Below are 18218 nucleotides of genomic sequence, written 5' to 3'. Positions count from 1 at the left end.
ACCAGTGAGATAGGTCTTTTCCGGCTTACCAGCGAAAGCGGGATAGGCTCAGGCTTAAGGAGAATAGAGGCGGTAACTGGCCGGGCTGCCCTGCAATTAGTAGGACGTGAACGGGCAGAGCTGGAGGAAGTAGCGGGCTTGCTAAAGGTACCTCCTGGGGAGGTAGCCCGGCGTTTGGAAGCCTTACTAGGGCAGCTTAAGGAAATGGAAAGGGAGATAGCTTCCTTACGTCACAGGGTTGCTTCCTATGAGGTAGATAGATTGTTGGCCCAGGTTAAAGAAGTTGCCGGGGTGCGGGTGCTTCCGGCCAAGGTCCAGGTGGCCGATATAGAGGCCTTGCGGGAAATGGCAGATCTCGTACGGGACAAACTCGGTTCAGGTGTAGTGGTTCTGGGTTCTACCAGCAACGGGCGGGTAAATTTTGTAGCCATGGCGACTAAAGATGTAGTGGCTAAGGGTATACATGCGGGTAATTTGTTGCGCGAAGTAGCTCGCATCGCAGCTGGGGGCGGAGGAGGGCGGCCGGACATGGCTCAAGCTGGCGGAAAGGATCCGGCTAAGCTAGATCAGGCCCTGGCCCACGTGTTACAAGTAATAGCAGAGCAGCTTGGGGCCTCTGGCGCGGAAAGGGGCAGGTAACCATGCAGGAAACCATGATGTTTGAAATGGAAAAAGAGGAAAAAATACGGGTGAGGGAAGTATTACAAGAGGTCAAGGCAGCTCTGGAAGAGAAGGGGTATAACCCTATTAATCAGCTTGTGGGGTATCTTCTTTCCGGGGACCCGGCTTATATTACGAGCCATAAAGGAGCTCGTAACCTTATCCGCCGGGTAGAAAGAGATGAGATTTTGGAGGAATTACTCAAGAACTATTTAAAGGAGGATAAATAACTTTATGGCCCTCTCAGATTCAGAGCTGATTATAAATCTTTATACCGAGGGCGAACAGTTTTTCGACCTCCTAAAGGCCGCCATCCGTGACTGGCAAAATTCCCCCTGGGACCATGAACGTCGGCGCGCCGGCTATGCCACGGAACTTTACCAAAGGGGACTTAACATCCTCCGGGCGCATTTGGAGGAGACCAGGGCCAGAGCGGAAGGGGGTTATTTTACAGAAGTAGACAGCAAGATGCTTTCTAAAGCGGAAGACCGCCTGGCTTATTGGGAAAAGAAGCTGGCTGAGCTTATTGGTTCTTAAAGCCTGGTGCTGATGCTCGGGCTTTTTTTGTTGGCTTTAAGAAGGTGTTTTTCCTTGAAGTATGTGGAACTAGGGAGGACAGGGATAAAGGTTTCGCGTCTCTGCTTAGGCACTTTACCTTTGGGACCCCTTCAAGCGCACCTTGATGTTAAAGCTGGAGCCCGGGTTATACGGGCAGCCCTGGAATTAGGCATCAATTTCTTAGACACTGCTAAAATCTATGGAACCTACCCTTATATACGAGAGGCACTTAAGGGATGGCCTGGGCCTGTGGTCTTGGCCACTAAGTCTTATGATTATACCCGGGAGGGGATGAGGGAAAGCTTGGAAGAAGCCCGCCGGGCCTTGGACCGGGAGGTTATAGATATTTTCCTTCTGCACGAGCAAGAATCAGAACAAACCTTGGCTGGTCATCGGGAAGCCCTAGATTTTTTGTTAGAGGCTAAGGCCAAAGGTTTGATCAGAGCAGTAGGAATTTCTACCCATGCGGTAGCTGCCGTTCGGGCAAGTCTTAAGGTGAAGGAGATCGACGTTGTTCATCCCTTGATTAACATGGAAGGATTAGGGATATTAGATGGTACGCGGGAGGAAATGCTGGCGGCTGTAAAAGAAGCTTTTTTAGCCGGGAAAGGCATATATGCCATGAAGGCTTTAGGCGGGGGTCATCTGGCGGGTAGAGCTCAGGAGGCTTTGACCTTTGTGTTAAATTTACCTTTTGTCCATTCCGTAGCCGTGGGTGTGCAGTCCGTGGAAGAGGTTATAGCAAACGTGGCCTGGACCCTTGGTGAAGAGGTACCGCCTGAAGTCTTAAGAAAAATAAAAAATAAAAAGCGGAGGCTGCATATAGAAGAATGGTGCCGGGGGTGCGGCTCCTGCGTTGAGCGGTGCCCCCAGGGTGCTTTAAAATTAGAGAAGGGCAGAGTGGTAGTGGACGAGGACCTGTGCATACTTTGCGGGTATTGTGCCAGTTCTTGCCGGGATTTTTGTCTTAAGGTGGTTTAAAGGCTTTGCGTATAATGGGTTTAGATGTGGGCGAAAAAAACATAGGTGTGGCAGTAAGCGACCCCTTGGGATGGACGGCCCAAGGTGTTACCACCATTAGAAGACGGGGCAAGCTGGAGGAAGATCTTGAAGCAATTCTGAGGTTAGCCAAAGAATATCGTGTGGAGCGTGTAGTGGTAGGACTTCCGCGCAATATGAACGGGAGTTTGGGCCCCCAGGCCAGGAAGGTATTGGAGTTCATTGAGGCTTTAGAGGAACGGTTACAACTACCGGTGGTGCCCTGGGATGAGCGCCTTACTACTTCGGCTGCCGAAAGAGTGCTTATTACAGCCGACCTTTCCCGGCGGCGCAGGAAGAGCGTCATCGACCGTCTGGCGGCAGTATTGATCCTTCAGAGTTATCTTGACTGCCAGCAGCAGAATAGGTTATGATAAGGCCAACCCTAAAAAATTTGAGGTGAGGATATGGCTGATCAAGAAACTACCATTTTATTGGAAGATGAGGAAGGGCAGGAGCACGAGTTCCTAGTGGTAGACATTTTGGAGTTAGACGGAGAACAGTACGTGATCCTTCTTCCGGTAGAGGAGATGGGAGACGAGGCTTTAGTGTTGAAGGTTGGGTGGGATGAGGAAGGTAAGGAAGTGTTGTACGAAATAGAAAGCGAGGAGGAATGGGAGAGGGTAGCAGAAGCCTGGAGAAAGCTTCAAGAAGGAGAAAATATTTGGGAAGATATTTAGGGAAAGATAGTTTGGCAAAAAACTGACGAAGGGAAATAAGACCCGCTACTCTTAAAGAGCGGGTCTTTTTATTGTGGTTAGGCTTGACAAGTCTTGTGTAATATCCTAATATAAATCCCAGTAAATCAATTAAATTACTCAATTTACCCATTTTATTCATTCTAACATATAGAAAACTTTAGGGAGGCAAGCTCGATGAGGTCTCCTGAAGAACTCAAGGCTGGCGGGCTTATCCCCCAGCGGCAAAAAAGGATGGTGACCATCCGGTGTATGGCTCCTGGCGGACGACTTACTTCTCAAAGGCTACGGGCCATAGCTGATGTGGCCGATAAGTACGGCCGAGGGATAGTGCATCTTTCCGTGCGCATGTCGCCTGAGATTTTATATGTGAAACTAGAAGATGTAGAAGCTGTTACTCGGGAACTGGCGGCTGCTGGACAAAGGTTGGCTTCCTGTGGAAAACGGGTGCGGGTACCCACTGCCTGTGGTGGATGCGAATATAACCCCAATGGCCTGGTAGATACCCAAAGATTGGCCCAAGAAGTAAACGAGCGTTACTTCGGCTGGGATCTCCCCCACAAGTTTAAGATTTCTTTCTCCGGCTGTCCAACTGATTGTATGCGGTCCCGGGAAAACGATCTAGGTTTTCAAGGAGAAGTAGAGCCGGCCCTAGACCCCAATAAATGCAATGGCTGCGGATTATGTGTAGAGGTGTGTCAGGAGGGAGCCCTTTATCTAAAGGATAATCTGCCTTGGCGGGATCCTGGTCGTTGCTTAGGTTGTGGCGACTGTCTTCATAGCTGCCCTACGGATGCCCTTACAGTCGGTAGGTGTGGTCATGCTGTGTATGTGGGTGGAAAGCACGGCCGACACCCCCACGTGGCCTATCCTATAGCCTCCCTCGTTCCTGATGAATTAATATTCCCGGTGATCGAAACGGTAATCCATTGGTATCGGGAGCATGGTCAGCCTGGAGAGAGGATAGGCGATACTATAGACCGGGTGGGGATCAATATTTTACGCCGCGCCCTTAAACCAGTCATTGGACAGTATCTGCTCTCCCACGTTGACCTAGAAAAGCCAAGGTGGCAGAGTGTCTTTTACCGCGGGGTAGCAGCTACCTTCCCTGCTTATGAAGATTAAAATGCCATTAATGGAAATTTCATTTTAGGCAGGTGAGAAGAGATGCTTCCTGCACCGAGTATTTCTTTAGACCTGCGGGGAACCCCCTGTCCTATGAATTTTGTACGTACTAAACTGGCCTTAGAAGATTTGGAGGCCGGGCAGGTGCTGGAACTTTTACTGGATCCCGGAGATCCGGTTCGCAACATTCCTCGTAGCGTAAAGGAGGAAGGGCATCGCGTTTTATCTGTGGAGAACCTGGGCGGGGCTTTCCGGTTGCTTATAGAAAAGGTGGGTGAGTGAACCCCAAAGTAATTAAGGAGGGGTGGAATTATGCCTTCTGTTTCCGTATATATTCCTACTCCTTATCGGAGCTTAACCGGTGGCCGAGCTAACGTAGTGGTGGATGCGCATACAGTGGACGAAGTACTGACCAAACTTATTGAGCTTTTTCCGGAACTCCAAGAAAGGATATTTAATCCTCAAGGAGATATACACGAACACCTAAACGTGTTCGTGAACGAGGAAGAGATTCGCAGTCTACAGGGGAAATCTACTCCCTTAAAGGAAGGGGACCAAGTAGCTATAATCCCTGCTATGGCTGGAGGTAGCAACTTAACCCCTGAACAAGTTGAACGTTATAGCCGACATATCCTTCTTCCTGAGGTGGGTGGAAAAGGGCAGGAAAAGTTATTGAATTCCAAGGTGCTTATCGTCGGTGCGGGCGGGTTAGGATCGCCCGCAGCTTTATACCTGGCGGCTGCCGGCGTGGGGACTCTGGGGCTGGTGGATTTTGACCGGGTAGACCTTTCCAACTTACAGCGGCAGATACTACATCATGGCCACGATGTGGGTCGTCTGAAGGTGGATTCCGCCCGCGAGGCCTTGTTCGATATAAATCCAGAGGTGAAGGTTGTAACCTATCCTTTCGCTTTAAGTGCAGCCAACGCTTTAGAGGTTATTCAGCCCTATGATTTAGTGATAAACGGTTGTGATAATTTCTCCACCCGCTACCTACTAAGCGACGCCTGTGTTCTTTTGCAGAAGCCCCTCGTGGATGGGAGTATCTTTCGTTTTGAAGGCCAGGTTACGGTATTTTTACCCGGCCAAGGGTGTTACCGTTGCCTTTATCCTGCCCCGCCACCGCCTGGAAGTGTCCCTTCCTGCGCTGAAGCAGGGGTTTTAGGGGTTCTTCCCGGGCTCATAGGGGTTATTCAAGCTACGGAAGCTTTAAAAATCCTTCTTGACTTGGGTTCTTCCCTGGCTGGAAAACTTCTTTTCGTGGATGCCCTTACCATGACTTTCCGGCAGTTCCGTATAGCCCGCAACCCTTCCTGTCCCGCTTGCGGGGATAATCCGGAAATAAAGGAGTTAAGGGATTATGGAGAAGAGTACTGCTTGGGGAGGCCCGGGGCAGGGGAGGAGGGAGCGAGGAATCTTCCCGAAGCCTTTTCCCAAGCGTCTATGTGAGATCTCCATAACCCTTTGTGCCTCGCAAACTGGCTCCCTTAGAGAGTATCTGGCTATATTCTCCCGGGGGTGAAGTTGTACTAAAGGGGGATTTTGGGTGGGCAAAGTAGCCTTAAGCATCTTGGAAACCATAGGCCAGACCCCCCTGGTGCGCCTAAACAGGCTCCCCGGGCCAGAGGCGGCACAAATTCTGGCCAAGATTGAGGCCTTTAACCCCGGTGGCAGTGTTAAAGACCGGATCGCCTTAGCCATGGTAGAAGATGCCGAAAGAAGGGGGTTGCTGCGGCCTGGGGATACTCTGGTGGAGGCTACTAGCGGTAACACAGGGATAGGGTTGGCAGTAGTAGCAGCGGCCAAAGGATATCGGCTGGTGTTAACTATGCCTGAAAACATGTCCCTGGAGAGGCGGAAACTTTTTACCTGGCTGGGGGCAGAGGTGATCCTTACACCGGCCATAGAAGGAATGTCTGGCGCTGTTTTCGCGGCGGAAGAACTGGCGCGCACTAAGGGTTATTATTTGTTGCGTCAATTCACTAACCCCGCCAACCCCGCCATCCACCGGCTTACCACAGCCCAGGAAATCTTGGATGTGGTAGGTAACAAGGTAGATGCTTTTGTTGCTGGGGTGGGAACAGGGGGTACCCTGACAGGGGTAGGTGAAGTACTAAAGGAGAGGGTGCCCGGCGTCCAAATTATAGCTGTTGAACCTGCAAAGTCTCCAGTCTTGTCGGGCGGGCGGCCAGGAATTACCCGCATACAAGGGCTGGGCGCTGGCTTTATTCCTGGGGTGTTGAACAGAGGCATTATTGACCGGGTGATCACCGTAGGAGACGAGGAGGCCTACGATATGGCTCGGAGGCTGGCCCGTGAAGAAGGGATACTGGCTGGCTTTTCTTCCGGTGCCGCAGCTTATGCAGCTATAAAGGTGGCCCGTGAGCTAGGTCCAGGTAAAACAGTGGTTACGGTTTTTCCAGACACTGGAGAACGCTACCTAAGTTTAATGGATGTTCCTGAGCCCAGGAGGTATGGAACATGAAACTGCGGCGGGAATTAGTAGAAGAAATGATCGCCCATGCCCAAAATAACCTACCTAATGAGGCCTGCGGTATACTGGCCGGCACAGGGGGAGAGATTTTAGCCTTTTACCCGGCGACAAATGCTGAACATAGTCCTACCCGGTATACTATAGATCCCCAAGAACTTTTCCGCATATTCCGGGAAGTGGAAAGTAAGGGTTGGGAAATAATGGGAATATTTCATTCCCACCCTGTTACCGAAGCCTACCCATCACCTACTGATGTACGTCTCGCTTTTTATCCCGAAGCCCTCTACTTTATCCTTTCCCTTCGAGATCCATTACAACCTGTACTACGGGCTTTTTGGATTGTAGATGGTGACGTTAGGGAGGAGCCCTTGAAGATTTTATAGCTTCTTACCCCTTCAATAGTAAGCACTATAGTCTAATAAACAAAGGTATTGGTAACTGAGGGTAACTAAAGACACTAAATGTAAGCGAGAGGTTTGAATATGAATATTGAAATAATATTTTAAAAAGGGGGTGGCAGCTATAAGTTGGGTGTTCTGGGCTTTGTTAGCCATGATATGCTGGGGATTGGGGCCTATCTTCGCCAAGCTAGGATTGGTGAAGAGCGATCCTTTCAGTGCCTTGTTAGCGCGTACTCTGGGGGTATTCGTTGTGCTTGTCTTATGGGGGGCGGCCACGGCCGGGTTGGGAAATCTTAAAACCTTTGACGCGCGCACCTGGGCGTTGCTCATAGCGGAAGGGCTAGCCGCGTCCGTGATCGGGCATTTCGCTTATTTTAAGGCCCTGCAGGCAGGCAAGGTTTCCTCGGTAGCTCCGATAGTAGCCTCCTACCCTGTGCTGGCCCTGCTCCTGGCCGCTTTACTGCTCGGCGAAAAAATCACCCTAATGCGGGGGATCGGAGCAGGTTTAATTGTTCTCGGTGTGTTTTTAGTACAAAGGTTTTAGTTGAGTTGCTATGAGCCATTTAACCTGGGCTTCAGGTCGCTTGAAGGTTACGAAGCAACCCCTTTGCCCGGTTGTTAGCAGTTAATTGATTTGTTACACTATATACTGGGCGACTAAATATTCCCTCTCCTGCTTTATGCAGGTAAGTATTTAGGCCCCCTGTCGCCCTGTCCCAAGGCAAATTAAACCTAGAAAGGAGGGGAAGGCCTGGTCTGGGGGCCGGCTTGACTGATAAAATGCGCTGTCCCTTTTGTGATGTACCCATGAAGGAAGTGGAACGGCGGGGGGTCTTGATTGATGTTTGCCCTGAGTGCCGGGGTGTATGGCTGGACCGGGGCGAGCTAGAAAAGCTCTTGGCTACAAACCCTGATCACGTGGAAAATCCCCCACCGCAGCAGTACCATCACCATAAGAAGCGCCGGAACTTCCTGGAAGAAATCTTTGATTTCGATTTCTTTGATTAGAATACGGTATCCGGAACATTCGCTGGTATCCTGCCGGTTAACGGGGGAATAATTATGAGAAAAGGACCCCGTGAAGGCAGGGATGGGCTTGAAAACAAACGGCCAGACTATTGGCAGAATAAGGGTTTTAAAGATCATTTTAGGTGTTTTCACCTTAGGTGCTTTGGGTTTTGGTCTTTTCGGTTTACCGTGGCTAACAGGCAGGATTTACCCAGGAGTATATGCCGGGAGCCTGTATTTAGGTGGCTTTTCCCTGGAGGAGGGGCGTCGGGCCCTGATCAGGGAAGCCCTTGAGGAGGCCACCCGGCCTGTAAAATTGATATGGGGGGACCGGGTGCTCATTACTACCTACGGAGCCTTGGGGGTGACCCTGGATGTGGAGGCTACCCTGGCCCAAGCCTGGGCAGTGGGCCGGTCAGGGTCTTGGTGGCAGGGATTGGGTTTCCTCTGGCTTGGTAGAAGGCATGAAGTAGAGGTGGTGTATAGATACGATAAAGATAAAGGTCTTATAGAGCTTGAACATTTGGTAGGGGCCCTACGCCAAAATCCGCAGGATGCCAGTTTAGAGGTAGACTCTCAAGGGAAAATCCAGGTGGTCCCAGCCCATGAGGGGTGGATGGTAGATATTGAAGAACTATGGGCCGCGTTAAAGACATCCGGGACCTGGTATTCCGGGGAAGCTATAAAGATACCAGTAGTAAGGCTAATGCCGGCGGTTACTACTGAGGAGATAGTTCGGCGGGGGATAACCAGGCCGGTGGCCAGTTACCGTACCTTTTTTAACCCGGCCGAGGAGAACCGGGCCCATAATATACGGCTGGCTGCTCAGGCCCTGGATGGTATATGGGTAGCCCCAGGGGCAGAAATATCCTTTAACGAGATAGTAGGGCCCAGAACCCCGGAACGGGGTTACGTGGAAGCCCTGGTTATCGAATCCTTGGAATTCGCTCCTGGCATAGGTGGTGGGGTTTGCCAAGTATCCACTACCCTCTACAATGCAGCCCTCCGGGCCGGGCTTACGGTGGTAGAACGGCAACCCCATGGTCTAAGCGTAAGTTATGTCCCTCCAGGTTTAGACGCCACCGTAGCCTATGGGCTTATCGATCTTAAGCTTCGTAACGATACTCCCTATTGGTTTTGGCTTAAGGCCGAGGCTTTAGAGGATAACCTGGCCTTTACCTTTTATGGACCTCAACAAGCTCCTTCTATAGAAGTGACGGCTGAAGTACTTAAGGAGATCCCTACTCCTTGTAAAGTTATAAAAGATGCTCGTCTTCCCTTGGGGCGCATGATAATAGAAAAAGAGGGTCAGCCGGGTTTTAGCGTGCGTGTTAAGCGCCGTTGGCGGGAAGGAGGAAAGGTATGGGAAGAAGTTGTATCCCAGGATTATTATCCTCCTTTACCTAAAGTAGTTCGCCTGGGGACAGGGCAACCGGAGGAAAAGCTTAAGCAGTCTGGCTAGCCTTAAGGGAAAAAGGTAAAAAAGCTGGCAAGCCTCTTCCCCTCCTGCTATAATGGGGGTGGAAAGAGGAGATACCCCATGGAGCAATTTCCAGAATTCGGGAGAAAGCTGTCCGGTGTTAAGACGCTGCGGCCTGAAATAAGCCTCCTTAGCTTGGTTATAGTTTTGGTTCTCCTTGTTTCCGGTTGGTGGCAGGCCAGTTTTGCTACTTCGGTACACCGAGGGACCACCTTGGTCAAGGTTACCATCCCGCCCGGTGCTACGGCCCGTGAAGTTGGCGAGATCCTTGAGTCTCGTGGAGTGATAAAGAGCGCCCTAGCTTTTCGTTTGTCTGCCCTATGGTACGGGGTAGATCAGCAGCTAAAACCCGGAGTGTACCAGTTGCAACCCGGTGCTAATTTAAAGTACCTTCTTGACCAATTGGTGGCCGGGAAGGTTTGGGAAGAGGAGTTTACTATCCCAGAAGGGTATACTTTAAAACAGATCGCCCAGCTACTGGAAGCTAAAGGCTTGATGACCCAGGAGGAGTTCTGGCAAGCCGTATCTAAGCCTTATGACTATGAATTCTTAGCTGGTATATCCCCTGGTCCTAAATACTTAGAGGGCTTTCTGTTTCCAGATACTTATCGGGTAGCTGTAGGGGACAAGCCCGAGAATATAATACGCAAGATGTTAGATCGTTTTCAGGAGGTATATAGTGAAGTTAGCCGCCACCGGGCTCCAGGGTTAGAACTTAACACTCTTCAGGTGGTGACCTTGGCCTCTTTGGTGGAAAAAGAAGCTAAGCTTGATGCGGAACGCCCCCTTATTGCCGGGGTTTTCTTGAATAGGCTTAAAAAAGGAATGAAGCTAGAATCCTGCGCTACAGTTGAATACTTGCTAGAAGAACCCAAGCCGGTATTGACTTATCAGGATCTAGAGATTGACTCGCCCTATAATACATACCGGGTGTTCGGTCTGCCCCCAGGACCTATTGCTTCTCCAGGTAGAGCTTCCTTGCTTGCGGCCCTTAATCCGGCTCCCACTGATTATCTTTATTTTGTGGCCCGCCCTGATGGCTCCCATGAGTTTAGCCGCACCCTGGAAGAACATAATGCAGCTATCAGCCGCTACCAGTCCCAAAAATAATTTTTCCTTATTAAATAACTTTGCCTGTGAGGAGTTCTAATTTATTTTGTCCTGTCATTAATTGATTTTATAGGGACCACAATTTTTTTAAATTATTTTTTAATCATAGCAGGAATTTCCTTATATATGTCGAAATATAATATAGGCATTGTGATTGTAGACACAAGCTAAATAAAACCGTTGTCTCTATAACTTACGTATCTGTTTTCCCTTTCATTAATCTACACCAAAACAAAATAAAATTATACCGAAGAGAACCTATAGAGCAAAGCCCTATGAGGCATAAGGCCGAAGAAAGGAGGGAGATAAATAAAATATTGCATTTGGGGCTTAAAAATTAGGTGCTCAGCAAGGCATTTTAAACTAAGGAGGAGGGGGAGTATATGACGCAGGGAGGCCAAGGGGGCCAGATCACCGTTACTTAAAACCGAAGACTGGTGGGCAGTATGGATAGGTGGTTTTATCTTTCTTTTGGGCTTGCTTAAAGTGGCGGGCCTCGATATCATTGGCTGGGTAGTAAAAACTAATATATGGCTAGATATAGCCAAGGCCTTATCGCCAGTCTCAGATGTGTATAAGGGGTTACCTGGGATTGTCTCCCTCATTTTGACCTATGTTTTCATTACAGTGTTATTGAGCATCGGCGTCGCTGCCATGGGTGGTAATGTAGGCCGCTTTATCGCTGGATTTACTATTATCTTTTGGATCACCTATTTTTGCTGGATGCTAGGGCATTACGCCTTCATCGCAGTTACCCCCGACCAATATGCCAAATACAATATTAATTGGTCCTTAAGGCTTACAGGAGAGGCCGGATTTATCATAGCCCTCATCATAGGTCTCCTTATTGGTAACTTCTGGCCCGGGTTGGCCAGGTATCTTCAGGAGGCCACTAAACCGGAATGGTTTGTAAAGACGGCCATTGTCATCTTGGGCGCCAAAGTGGGTATGTATGCCCTTCAATCTACAGGTTTAGCCGCTCAAGTAGTATTCCGAGGCTTATGCGCCATTATCGAAGCCTATCTTATTTATTGGCCTTTGGTGTATTTCATCGCCCGTAGGTACTTCAAGTTTACTCCGGAATGGGCAGCACCATTGGCCTCGGGTATCTCCATCTGCGGTGTTTCAGCGGCTATTGCCACCGGTGCGGCCATCAAGGCCCGCCCGATAGTACCTGTGATAGTATCGTCGCTAGTCATTATCTTTGCAGTAGTGGAACTTTTGATACTCCCCTTTGTGGCGCAGGCCTGGCTTTATAAGGAGCCCATGGTGGCGGGGGCCTGGATGGGGCTGGCGGTTAAGACTGATGGTGCTGCGGCTGCCAGCGGAGCGATGGTAGATGCTTTAATCCGGGCTAAAGCAGCTACGGCTTTAGGGATCAAGTGGCAAGAAGGCTGGATGCTCATGGCCACCACTACAGTAAAGGTGTTTATCGATATCTTTATCGCTATATGGGCTTTCATTCTGGCCATTATCTGGGCCTGGAAGATAGAGGGGCGCGAAGGGGAAAAGGTTTCTGCTGCGGACATCTGGGTGCGCTTCCCCAAATTCGTGCTAGGTTATGCAGCCCTTTTCCTACTGGTGCTGCTTATTGGCTCTAGTGCGAGTAAAGATACTCTAAAGCTACTCAGTGCTGGAGTAGGTCAAGCGGATACTTTCCGGGGGATTTTCTTTGCCCTGACCTTCTTTACTATCGGTTTGATGTCCAACTTTAAGAAGCTTAGGGAAGAGGGCATGGGACGGCTAGCTTTAGTGTACCTTGTATGTCTGTTCGGGTTCATTATTTGGATAGGGCTTATAATTTCCTGGTTGTTCTTCCACGGAATAACTCCGCCTTCGGCGGCATAATGGGGGGTCGGTTTATGGCGCAGGGGAAACCCTTACCCGAGCAAGAACAATGGTTTGACCTTCTTCCTGTAGAAAAGAGACTTATAAGTTATAGTTTGGGGTTAGGGCTAGTATTGCTTGTTTTATTAGTCTGGGTGAGCCATACGGCACTATAAGGCGGGTGTACAGCCCCGGGGGATGCCCGGGGCAATTTTTTATATAGGCTTTTTAATTATACCGTAATTTCTTTTATTCATAGCAGGATTTTTGGCTCGAACGTCGAAATATATCTTAGTTGTTATAGCAAGGAACTTTTAGTTAAAAAGAAAAACGTACTTGCTATAACGAAAACGAAACGGAGCAAAAGAGGTGGAACTTTGATGTTTCTAGTCAATGTAGACCAAGAAAAATGCAGCGGGTGCGGCGAGTGTGCTGCGGCCTGCCCGGCTCAGATCCTTTCTATGGCGGATGGTAAAGCGGAAGTCACAGGAGATCCAGTGGAGTGCCTGGGATGTGAAAGTTGTACTTCTGTGTGTCCTACTGGAGCTGTAACGGTACAGGAATACTAGCCCGAAGTACATGAAACCGGAATGTAGCTTTCAAGGAGGTGGCTTTGAGGGGAGTAGACCTAGACGGCATCCAGACAATAGTTTTTTAATTCAATCCGAAAGGCCTGGAGGTGAACTTTAAATGGCTAATGCCCAAACACCACGTGTGGACGAACTGGAAAAGGGTCCGTGGCCCAGCTTCGTAAAGGAGATAAAGCGGGCAGCGGAAAAACATCCATCGGCAGGCGACCTTTTGCGCCAGCTAGATTTATCATACGCTGAGAAAATCGGTCACTGGAAGCATGGTGGGATTGTCGGCGTCAAGGGTTACGGTGGCGGTGTAATTGGCCGTTATTCCGATAAACCCGAGGAGTTCCCTCATGTTAAGGAATTTCATACCATGCGTATAAACCAGCCCAGCGGTTGGTTTTACACCACTGAGGCTCTCCGTAAGCTGTGTGATATCTGGGATAAATATGGTAGCGGGTTGACTAATTTCCACGGCTCCACAGGAGATATTATACTGCTCGGCACTACCACAGGAAACCTCCAACCTTGCTTTGATGAGCTGAGTGACGCCGGCTTCGATCTGGGGGGGTCCGGTGGCGGCCTGCGTACGCCGAGTGCATGCGTGGGACCGGCCAGGTGCGAATTCTCCTGCATAGATACTTTGGATGTATGCCACAGTTTAACCCTAGAATTCCAGGATTTCCTCCACCGCCCGCAGTGGCCCTACAAGTTTAAAATAAAAGTTTCCGGTTGCGCTAACGATTGTGTAGCATCTATAGCCAGGGCTGATTTTGCCATCATTGGTACTTGGAAGGGCGCGATCCAGATAGATCAGGCCGCGGTGGCTGACTACGCGGATGCCGGATTGAATATCCAAGAAGAAGTGGTGGAAAAGTGTCCTACCGGAGCCTTGGCCTGGGACGGTGAAAAGAAGGAGCTTAAACTTAAGGCGGAAGACTGCGTCCGTTGTATGCACTGTATCAACAAGATGCCCAAGGCTTTGCGTCCCGGAGAACAAAGGGGTGCCACCTTACTGGTCGGTGGAAAGGCCACCATACTTAAGTCGGCCTTCCTGGGATGGGTTATCGTGCCTTTTATGGAGCTTAAACCTCCTTATACGGAGCTCAAAGACCTTCTTAGGAGAATCTTTGATTGGTGGGATGAAAACGGTAAGAACCGGGAGAGGATAGGCGAACTAATTTATCGCGTTGGGATGCGGACGTTCCTTAAGGCAGTAGGACTGCCTCCGGTACCGCAGATGGTATTCCGTCCGCGTGCCAACCCCTATGTTTTCTGGTGGCCTGAGGAGGTGAAGAGAAATGCCTAGGACCGATTTCGGACCTCCCCACTATATGGAGATGCTCCCGCCGGTCATAAAAAGGAATTATGGTCGTTGGAAGTACCATGAGATCTTGCGACCCGGTGTACTGAAGCATGTGGCGGAGAGTGGGGAGGAGATATACAGCATACGTGTGGGTTCGCCACGCCTGGTGAGCACCGATTTCATTCGGGAAGTGTGCGATCTAGCCGATAAATACTGCGATGGGTACGTACGGTTTACGAGCAGGCATAATATTGAATTTCTGGTGACCAAGAAAGAAAACATCGAACCGCTCATCCAGGAAGTAAAGGCCAAAGGTTGGCCGGTAGGCGGCACCGGTAATTGCTTGAGTAACATGGTACACACCCAGGGCTGGATCCACTGTCATACCCCGGCTACCGATGCCTCAGGTATAGTAAAAGCGGTAATGGATGAGCTGTACGAATACTTCGTGGAGGAGAAGCTACCGGCCAAACTGCGCATTTCCCTAGCGTGCTGTCTTAACATGTGCGGGGCCGTCCACTGCTCAGATATAGCTATCTTGGGTGTGCACCGCACACCCCCGCGGGTGGATCATGAACTTTTGGCCAAGGTGAGCGAGATCCCCACCGTTGTGGCCAGTTGCCCCACGGGCGCCATCCGGCCTAATCCTAAACTTAAGAGTGTAGAGGTTAACGAGGAGCGTTGCATGTACTGCGGGAACTGCTTCACCATGTCGCCGGCTATGCAGATTATGGATCCCGAGAACGACGGTGTCTCCATCTGGGTGGGTGGAAAGGTTTCCAATGCCCGCACGGCACCTATGTTCTCCCGGTTGGCCATTCCTTACCTGCCCAACAATCCACCGCGCTGGCCGGAAGTAGTGGAGGCGGTTAAGAAGCTGGTGGAGGTTTGGGCTACCCATGCCCGCAAGGGTGAAAGAATGGGCGAGTGGATCGAGAGGATAGGTTGGGAAACCTTCTTCAAGCTGGCAGATATTCCCTTCACTGATAAGCATATCGATGACTTCATCTTTAGCGTACCTACCTTTAGAACCACCACCCAGTTCCGGTGGTAGGATAAAGGCCCGTCCCGGTGTAGCTTTGCCGGGACGGGCAAGCTTAGATGCAATCAGGTAAAAAGGACGGGCTAACTTAAGAGGTAGCCAGGGGAGAAGGGAGGGCGAGAGATGGAGGGGATAGGTTATGTTATAGGAGTAGTGTTACCCTACGCTGCAGTTGGGGTTTGCTTGGCGGGCTCCCTTTATAAAATTTCGTTTTGGGCCCGGGCGCCTAAACATCTACACTGGGAGCTTTTTCCCTATCCCCGTACTACGGCAGGCAAACTAGAGGAAATGGTTGTTGAAGTCCTCACCCTGCGCAGTCTGTATACCTATAACCGCAGGCTATGGCTTCCCTCCCTTTTGATGCATTGGGGGATATACCTTCTGGCCTTATGGTTACTGGTACTTGTGACCGGTCTGCTTTCGGCCGGCTTCGCAGGTATGTTGGGGACTTTGGGAGGTATTTTGGCCGGGGCGGGTTCCTTGTGGCTCATATTCAGGAGGACAGGTGGAGACCTCAGGCAACTGTCTTCTCCTGTGGAATATCTAAATCTCCTCCTTATATTTCTTCTTTCATTTGGAGGTCTTATAACCGGCTTTCTTGGCAGTACGGCAGAGGTCAGGGAATACTTACTAGGTATATTAACATTTTCGCCAAGAGTCCCTACCAACCCCTTGTTCCTTTGGGAAATTTTACTTGGAGAACTATTTTTGATATATTTACCTTTTGGCCGTATGTTCCACTTTGCAGCTAAGTATTTTAGCTACCACCGGGTAAAGTGGGGTGAGGCGGATTGAGGAAAGTTTTTGATGATTACCGCGCCCTTTCGGATGAAATGCTAAGGAGCAATGAAGTCCGCGTCCCCCATTTCCTGGATGCGATGAAGAAGTCGCTGGACCGGCGTAGTAATTGGACCTTTTGGCTGCCCTATGTGCTCTCCCTGGATGTTTGTATGAAATGCGGCACTTGTGCTGAGGTATGCCCGGTATATATATCCAGCGGGCGCAAAGAGATATATCACCCTGCTGTGAGATCTGAATTGATCCGTAAGGTTTACCGGCGGTATTTTACCTGGCCGGGAAGGCTTTTCCCCGGGTTGGTAGGGGCGGAAGACCTGACGGAGGATAAGTTAGACGCCTTGGCCGAGAGCATATACCGCTGTACTGTTTGCCGCCGGTGCGCCTATGTCTGCCCGTTAGCCATAGATAACGGGCTCATTGTAAGGGAAGCCAGAAAAATTTTTGACGCCATAGGTATAGCACCCGATGAGTTAAAGGAAAAGGGTACCCGCAAGCAACTGGAGATGGGAAACGCGACGGGGACTCCGACGGCCGCATTTTTGGATATTATCGAGTTTTTAGAGGAGGAAATTGAAGACCAGAGAGGATATAAGATAAAAATACCTGTAGATAAAAAGGGTGCCGAATACCTCGTCATGCATAACGCAGGGGATTACTTGGCCTTTGCCGAAACAGTGATGGGAGCAGCGGAAATATTCCACGCGGCGGGAGTAGACTGGACCCTTAATTCGCCAGACACGGGGATCAATGATGCGGTGAATTACGGAGTATTTTTCAGCGATATAGAGTTTACCGAGGTACTGAAGGCGCAAATTAAAACCATTGTTAATCTCGGGGTAAAAACGCTGGTGGTAGGCGAATGCGGGCATGCCTTTGAGGCTTTTAAATATCTTATGTTAAGGCTTATCCCTCCCTCAGAAAGACCTTTTGAAGTGAAAAGCATTCTGGAACTTATAGACGAGTGGATCCGGGAGGGTAGAATAAAAGTAGACCCCGAGAAGAATCCGGAGCCCGTAACCTATCATGACTCGTGTAAGCTGGGGCGATTAGGCGGGCTTTATGAGGAGCCCCGCCGTATCCTTAAAGCCTGCTGTAAGGATTTCCGGGAAATGGAGCCCAACCGGGAGATGAGCTACTGCTGCGGGGGCGGTAGCGGATTTGCCATAATGACTAAAGGTGATTTTCTTAAATTCCGTATGGAGACTTATGGTAAAATTAAAGCCGAACAGCTTAAAGCTACGGGAGCCAGTATAGTGGCCTTGGCCTGCTCTAATTGTAAGGGCCAGTTCCGGGAGATTATAAACTATTACAAACTTCCCCTTAGGTTTGCGGGGATAAGCGAGCTGGTGGCTAACGCTTTGGTGAGGTAGGGGGATGGTTAAAGCGTTAGTAAAAATATTAAAGCAAGGAGGTATGCCTTATGCCGAAAATGGTGTTGGCGGGTATTGAAATTGAAGTGGATGAGGACGGGTTCATCCAGGACCCGGAAAAATGGAACGAGGAGGTAGCTAAAGCCCTAGCCGAGACGGAAGGAGTAACGGAGCTTACGGAAGATCACTGGAAGGTCATCAACTACCTGCGGCAGTATTACCAGCAATTTGGTATTGCTCCCATGATACGGAAATTATGCAAAGAGACAGGCTTTAGCCTTAAGCAGATCTACGATCTATTTCCTAGCGGCCCGGCCAAAGGGGCCTGTAAGATCGCCGGTCTGCCCAAGCCTACAGGGTGTGTGTAAACTACCAAATTGAGGCTAGCTGGGTTAACCACGGCTAGCCTCAATCATTTATTTCGTTTATTTTGTTGATATGTTAAAATTAGACCCGGGGGTTCTTCTATGGGCCTTTCGCAGGCGGAAAGGGAAGCCATTATGGATAGGGCCAGGGAGCGGGGTATAGATTTGGGGGAGGAACACTGGTATCTTCTAGAGTTAAGTTACGATTATTACCGGAAGCACAAGACCATTTGTACCCTGCGTACCCTTATGAAGCTTAGCGGGTGGGAAAAGAAGAAAATTTATAAGTTATTCCCGGGGAATCCCGTTGGAGAAATAAGCAAGATAACAGGGCTGCCCATGCCCAAAGAGTGCTAAAAGGAA

The 18218-nt window shown here is 49.8% G+C and carries 24 protein-coding genes; all 24 read left to right on the top strand.

What is annotated here, in order from left to right:
- Positions 1-639, top strand: a 639-nt coding sequence (locus tag L5656_RS04265; RefSeq protein WP_297199530.1) for a DHHA1 domain-containing protein, incomplete at its 5' end; no start/stop codon positions are given.
- A 2-nt stretch (positions 640-641) separates the two neighbouring features.
- A complete protein-coding gene (locus tag L5656_RS04260) occupies positions 642-890 on the top strand; it encodes an IreB family regulatory phosphoprotein (RefSeq protein ID WP_297199527.1) in 249 nt (82 codons plus the stop codon).
- Positions 891-894: 4 nt separating this feature from the next.
- Positions 895-1197 (top strand): hypothetical protein, encoded by a 303-nt coding sequence (locus L5656_RS04255; RefSeq protein WP_297199524.1) that lies wholly within the window; start codon positions 895-897, stop codon positions 1195-1197.
- A 54-nt stretch (positions 1198-1251) separates the two neighbouring features.
- Complete coding sequence (locus L5656_RS04250) at positions 1252-2199, top strand: aldo/keto reductase (protein ID WP_366017884.1); 948 nt, start codon at positions 1252-1254, stop codon at positions 2197-2199.
- A 5-nt stretch (positions 2200-2204) separates the two neighbouring features.
- Positions 2205-2630 (top strand): Holliday junction resolvase RuvX, encoded by a 426-nt coding sequence (ruvX, locus tag L5656_RS04245; RefSeq protein ID WP_366017882.1) that lies wholly within the window; start codon positions 2205-2207, stop codon positions 2628-2630.
- Positions 2631-2663: 33 nt separating this feature from the next.
- Positions 2664-2936 carry a DUF1292 domain-containing protein gene (locus tag L5656_RS04240; RefSeq protein WP_297199521.1) on the top strand — a complete coding sequence of 91 codons (273 nt, stop codon included), beginning with the start codon at positions 2664-2666 and terminating at the stop codon, positions 2934-2936.
- Between the two features lie 195 nt (positions 2937-3131).
- A complete protein-coding gene (locus L5656_RS04235; protein ID WP_297199516.1) occupies positions 3132-4079 on the top strand; it encodes a 4Fe-4S binding protein in 948 nt (315 codons plus the stop codon).
- 42 nt (positions 4080-4121) lie between these two features.
- Complete coding sequence (locus tag L5656_RS04230; protein ID WP_297199514.1) at positions 4122-4361, top strand: sulfurtransferase TusA family protein; 240 nt, start codon at positions 4122-4124, stop codon at positions 4359-4361.
- Positions 4362-4391: 30 nt separating this feature from the next.
- The gene (locus L5656_RS04225; protein ID WP_297199511.1) at positions 4392-5528 is read left to right on the top strand and encodes a ubiquitin-like small modifier protein 1; all 1137 of its coding nucleotides are present in this window, start codon (positions 4392-4394) and stop codon (positions 5526-5528) included.
- Between the two features lie 97 nt (positions 5529-5625).
- Positions 5626-6564 carry a cysteine synthase A gene (gene cysK, locus L5656_RS04220; RefSeq protein ID WP_297199508.1) on the top strand — a complete coding sequence of 313 codons (939 nt, stop codon included), beginning with the start codon at positions 5626-5628 and terminating at the stop codon, positions 6562-6564.
- Positions 6561-6956 (top strand): M67 family metallopeptidase, encoded by a 396-nt coding sequence (locus tag L5656_RS04215; protein WP_297199505.1) that lies wholly within the window; start codon positions 6561-6563, stop codon positions 6954-6956. The genes cysK and L5656_RS04215 overlap by 4 nt, the downstream gene beginning before the upstream one ends.
- A gap of 148 nt (positions 6957-7104) precedes the next feature.
- The gene (locus L5656_RS04210; RefSeq protein ID WP_297199501.1) at positions 7105-7518 is read left to right on the top strand and encodes an EamA family transporter; all 414 of its coding nucleotides are present in this window, start codon (positions 7105-7107) and stop codon (positions 7516-7518) included.
- Between the two features lie 236 nt (positions 7519-7754).
- On the top strand, positions 7755-7982 hold the full coding sequence (locus L5656_RS04205; RefSeq protein ID WP_366017887.1) for a zf-TFIIB domain-containing protein: 228 nt from the start codon (positions 7755-7757) through the stop codon (positions 7980-7982).
- Positions 7983-8064: 82 nt separating this feature from the next.
- Positions 8065-9444, top strand: coding sequence for a VanW family protein (locus tag L5656_RS04200; RefSeq protein ID WP_297199495.1), 1380 nt, complete (start codon positions 8065-8067; stop codon positions 9442-9444).
- 78 nt (positions 9445-9522) lie between these two features.
- Positions 9523-10572, top strand: a complete 1050-nt coding sequence (mltG, locus tag L5656_RS04195) for an endolytic transglycosylase MltG (RefSeq protein WP_297199492.1) — start codon at positions 9523-9525, stop codon at positions 10570-10572.
- Positions 10573-11034: 462 nt separating this feature from the next.
- A complete protein-coding gene (locus tag L5656_RS04190; protein ID WP_366017886.1) occupies positions 11035-12420 on the top strand; it encodes a putative sulfate exporter family transporter in 1386 nt (461 codons plus the stop codon).
- Positions 12421-12434: 14 nt separating this feature from the next.
- Positions 12435-12575 (top strand): hypothetical protein, encoded by a 141-nt coding sequence (locus tag L5656_RS04185; RefSeq protein ID WP_297199487.1) that lies wholly within the window; start codon positions 12435-12437, stop codon positions 12573-12575.
- A gap of 204 nt (positions 12576-12779) precedes the next feature.
- Positions 12780-12968 carry a 4Fe-4S binding protein gene (locus L5656_RS04180; RefSeq protein WP_297199484.1) on the top strand — a complete coding sequence of 63 codons (189 nt, stop codon included), beginning with the start codon at positions 12780-12782 and terminating at the stop codon, positions 12966-12968.
- A gap of 121 nt (positions 12969-13089) precedes the next feature.
- Positions 13090-14283, top strand: a complete 1194-nt coding sequence (dsrA, locus tag L5656_RS04175; protein ID WP_297199482.1) for a dissimilatory-type sulfite reductase subunit alpha — start codon at positions 13090-13092, stop codon at positions 14281-14283.
- Positions 14276-15334, top strand: a complete 1059-nt coding sequence (dsrB, locus tag L5656_RS04170) for a dissimilatory-type sulfite reductase subunit beta (RefSeq protein ID WP_297199479.1) — start codon at positions 14276-14278, stop codon at positions 15332-15334. Before dsrA ends, dsrB begins: the two co-directional genes overlap by 8 nt.
- A gap of 111 nt (positions 15335-15445) precedes the next feature.
- Complete coding sequence (locus L5656_RS04165; RefSeq protein WP_297199477.1) at positions 15446-16117, top strand: respiratory nitrate reductase subunit gamma; 672 nt, start codon at positions 15446-15448, stop codon at positions 16115-16117.
- Positions 16114-17490: a (Fe-S)-binding protein gene (locus L5656_RS04160; RefSeq protein WP_297199473.1), complete on the top strand. Its 1377-nt coding sequence runs from the start codon at positions 16114-16116 to the stop codon at positions 17488-17490. Before L5656_RS04165 ends, L5656_RS04160 begins: the two co-directional genes overlap by 4 nt.
- A gap of 50 nt (positions 17491-17540) precedes the next feature.
- A complete protein-coding gene (locus tag L5656_RS04155) occupies positions 17541-17858 on the top strand; it encodes a TusE/DsrC/DsvC family sulfur relay protein (protein ID WP_084666083.1) in 318 nt (105 codons plus the stop codon).
- Positions 17859-17957: 99 nt separating this feature from the next.
- Entirely contained in the window at positions 17958-18212 is a 255-nt protein-coding gene (locus L5656_RS04150) for a TusE/DsrC/DsvC family sulfur relay protein (protein WP_297199468.1), read from the top strand.
- Positions 18213-18218 lie beyond the last annotated feature (6 nt).

This window comes from Thermanaeromonas sp. (assembly GCF_021890735.1).
Taxonomy (GTDB): domain Bacteria; phylum Bacillota; class DSM-521; order Neomoorellales; family Neomoorellaceae; genus Thermanaeromonas.
This window is presented reverse-complemented; position numbering and strand designations above follow the sequence as displayed.

Bases quoted from the DNA above. Each gene is read 5' to 3' on its own strand.
- L5656_RS04260 (WP_297199527.1), top strand. From the start codon at position 642: ATGCAGGAAACCATGATGTTTGAAATGGAAAAAGAGGAAAAAATACGG.
- L5656_RS04255 (WP_297199524.1), top strand. From the start codon at position 895: ATGGCCCTCTCAGATTCAGAGCTGATTATAAATCTTTATACCGAGGGC.
- L5656_RS04240 (WP_297199521.1), top strand. From the start codon at position 2,664: ATGGCTGATCAAGAAACTACCATTTTATTGGAAGATGAGGAAGGGCAG.
- L5656_RS04235 (WP_297199516.1), top strand. From the start codon at position 3,132: ATGAGGTCTCCTGAAGAACTCAAGGCTGGCGGGCTTATCCCCCAGCGG.
- L5656_RS04230 (WP_297199514.1), top strand. From the start codon at position 4,122: ATGCTTCCTGCACCGAGTATTTCTTTAGACCTGCGGGGAACCCCCTGT.
- L5656_RS04225 (WP_297199511.1), top strand. From the start codon at position 4,392: ATGCCTTCTGTTTCCGTATATATTCCTACTCCTTATCGGAGCTTAACC.
- L5656_RS04215 (WP_297199505.1), top strand. From the start codon at position 6,561: ATGAAACTGCGGCGGGAATTAGTAGAAGAAATGATCGCCCATGCCCAA.
- L5656_RS04205 (WP_366017887.1), top strand. From the start codon at position 7,755: ATGCGCTGTCCCTTTTGTGATGTACCCATGAAGGAAGTGGAACGGCGG.
- L5656_RS04200 (WP_297199495.1), top strand. From the start codon at position 8,065: ATGGGCTTGAAAACAAACGGCCAGACTATTGGCAGAATAAGGGTTTTA.
- mltG (WP_297199492.1), top strand. From the start codon at position 9,523: ATGGAGCAATTTCCAGAATTCGGGAGAAAGCTGTCCGGTGTTAAGACG.
- L5656_RS04185 (WP_297199487.1), top strand. From the start codon at position 12,435: ATGGCGCAGGGGAAACCCTTACCCGAGCAAGAACAATGGTTTGACCTT.
- L5656_RS04180 (WP_297199484.1), top strand. From the start codon at position 12,780: ATGTTTCTAGTCAATGTAGACCAAGAAAAATGCAGCGGGTGCGGCGAG.
- dsrA (WP_297199482.1), top strand. From the start codon at position 13,090: ATGGCTAATGCCCAAACACCACGTGTGGACGAACTGGAAAAGGGTCCG.
- dsrB (WP_297199479.1), top strand. From the start codon at position 14,276: ATGCCTAGGACCGATTTCGGACCTCCCCACTATATGGAGATGCTCCCG.
- L5656_RS04165 (WP_297199477.1), top strand. From the start codon at position 15,446: ATGGAGGGGATAGGTTATGTTATAGGAGTAGTGTTACCCTACGCTGCA.
- L5656_RS04155 (WP_084666083.1), top strand. From the start codon at position 17,541: ATGCCGAAAATGGTGTTGGCGGGTATTGAAATTGAAGTGGATGAGGAC.
- L5656_RS04150 (WP_297199468.1), top strand. From the start codon at position 17,958: ATGGGCCTTTCGCAGGCGGAAAGGGAAGCCATTATGGATAGGGCCAGG.